This window comes from Parapedobacter brassicae, from assembly GCF_051400755.1.
GTDB lineage: Bacteria > Bacteroidota > Bacteroidia > Sphingobacteriales > Sphingobacteriaceae > Parapedobacter.
Genome location: NZ_JBLFFL010000018.1, coordinates 1 through 1,911 on the forward strand (window position 1 = coordinate 1; position 1,911 = coordinate 1,911).

Below are 1,911 nucleotides of genomic sequence, written 5' to 3' on the forward strand. Positions count from 1 at the left end.
AAGGGCGAAAGTTAAGATAGACAGACCTAAGTCAATCCAGGTAGATAGACATAATACAGTAAAGATTGATTCTAAGATTGGGTTTTTAGGGTCGGCGATCTTTAACGATTCATTATTACAATGGAGAGTTTGATCCTGGCTCAGGATGAACGCTAGCGGCAGGCCTAATACATGCAAGTCGAACGGGATTGGGGAGCTTGCTCCCCATGAGAGTGGCGCACGGGTGCGTAACGCGTGAGCAACCTGCCCGTCCCAGGGGGATAGCCCCTCGAAAGAGGGATTAACACCGCATGACGTTGAGATGTGGCATCACACTTCAACCAAATATTGATAGGGGACGGATGGGCTCGCGTGGCATTAGCTAGTTGGTGCGGTAACGGCGCACCAAGGCAACGATGCCTAGGGGCTCTGAGAGGAGAATCCCCCACACTGGTACTGAGACACGGACCAGACTCCTACGGGAGGCAGCAGTAAGGAATATTGGTCAATGGGCGGAAGCCTGAACCAGCCATGCCGCGTGCAGGAGGACGGCCCTACGGGTTGTAAACTGCTTTTGCAGGGGAACAAACCCCCGTTCGTGAACGGGGCTGAGTGTACCCTGAGAATAAGGATCGGCTAACTCCGTGCCAGCAGCCGCGGTAATACGGAGGATCCGAGCGTTATCCGGATTTATTGGGTTTAAAGGGTGCGTAGGCGGCGCGCTAAGTCAGTGGTGAAAGACGGTGGCTCAACCATCGCAGTGCCGTTGATACTGGCGCGCTTGAATGCGGATGAGGTAGGCGGAATGTGGCAAGTAGCGGTGAAATGCATAGATATGCCACAGAACACCGATTGCGAAGGCAGCTTACCAAGGCGCGATTGACGCTGATGCACGAAAGCGTGGGGATCGAACAGGATTAGATACCCTGGTAGTCCACGCCCTAAACGATGATGACTCGATGTTGGCGATATACGGCCAGCGTCCAAGCGAAAGCGTTAAGTCATCCACCTGGGGAGTACGCCCGCAAGGGTGAAACTCAAAGGAATTGACGGGGGCCCGCACAAGCGGAGGAGCATGTGGTTTAATTCGATGATACGCGAGGAACCTTACCCGGGCTTGAAAGTTAGTGAATGGTCCAGAGATGGGCCAGTCCTTCGGGACACGAAACTAGGTGCTGCATGGCTGTCGTCAGCTCGTGCCGTGAGGTGTTGGGTTAAGTCCCGCAACGAGCGCAACCCCTATGGATAGTTGCCAGCATTTAAAGGTGGGGACTCTATCCAGACTGCCTGTGCAAACAGTGAGGAAGGCGGGGACGACGTCAAGTCATCATGGCCCTTACGTCCGGGGCTACACACGTGCTACAATGGTCGGTACAGCGGGCAGCCACCTGGCAACAGGGCGCCAATCCCGCAAAGCCGATCACAGTTCGGATCGGGGCCTGCAACTCGGCCCCGTGAAGTTGGATTCGCTAGTAATCGCGTATCAGCAATGACGCGGTGAATACGTTCCCGGGCCTTGTACACACCGCCCGTCAAGCCATGAAAGCCGGGGGTGCCTGAAGCATGTCACCGCAAGGAGCGTGTCAGGGCAAAACTGGTAATTGGGGCTAAGTCGTAACAAGGTAGCCGTACCGGAAGGTGCGGCTGGAATACCTCCTTTCTAGGGTACCGGATTGGTGCTCGTTGCGCCATGGATTATCAATGATATCTTTAAAAGAGAAAAGAAGAATAGGACACCGTTCCCTTACACGGTATCCGAGCGGCAAGAGAAAGCTAGTCCCGTAGCTCAGTTTGGTTAGAGCACTACACTGATAATGTAGGGGTCAGCAGTTCAAGTCTGCTCGGGACTACGGTCAAGGGGAATTAGCTCAGCTGGCTAGAGCACCTGCCTTGCACGCAGGGGGTCAACGGTTCGAATCCGTTATTCTCCAC

Annotated in this window: 2 tRNA genes and 1 rRNA gene; all 3 read left to right on the forward strand. The window is 54.5% G+C overall.

The annotated features are described in order from the left end of the window. Positions 1-117: 117 nt before the first annotated feature. The 3 genes from ACMGDE_RS19835 to ACMGDE_RS19845 all read left to right on the forward strand — a co-directional run bounded on the left by ACMGDE_RS19835 (position 118) and on the right by ACMGDE_RS19845 (position 1,910). A 16S ribosomal RNA gene (locus ACMGDE_RS19835) occupies positions 118-1,639 on the forward strand. Between the two features lie 115 nt (positions 1,640-1,754). Next, positions 1,755-1,829: transfer RNA gene (locus ACMGDE_RS19840), tRNA-Ile, on the forward strand. Positions 1,830-1,836: 7 nt separating this feature from the next. Next, positions 1,837-1,910 (forward strand) — tRNA-Ala (locus ACMGDE_RS19845). Position 1,911 lies beyond the last annotated feature (1 nt).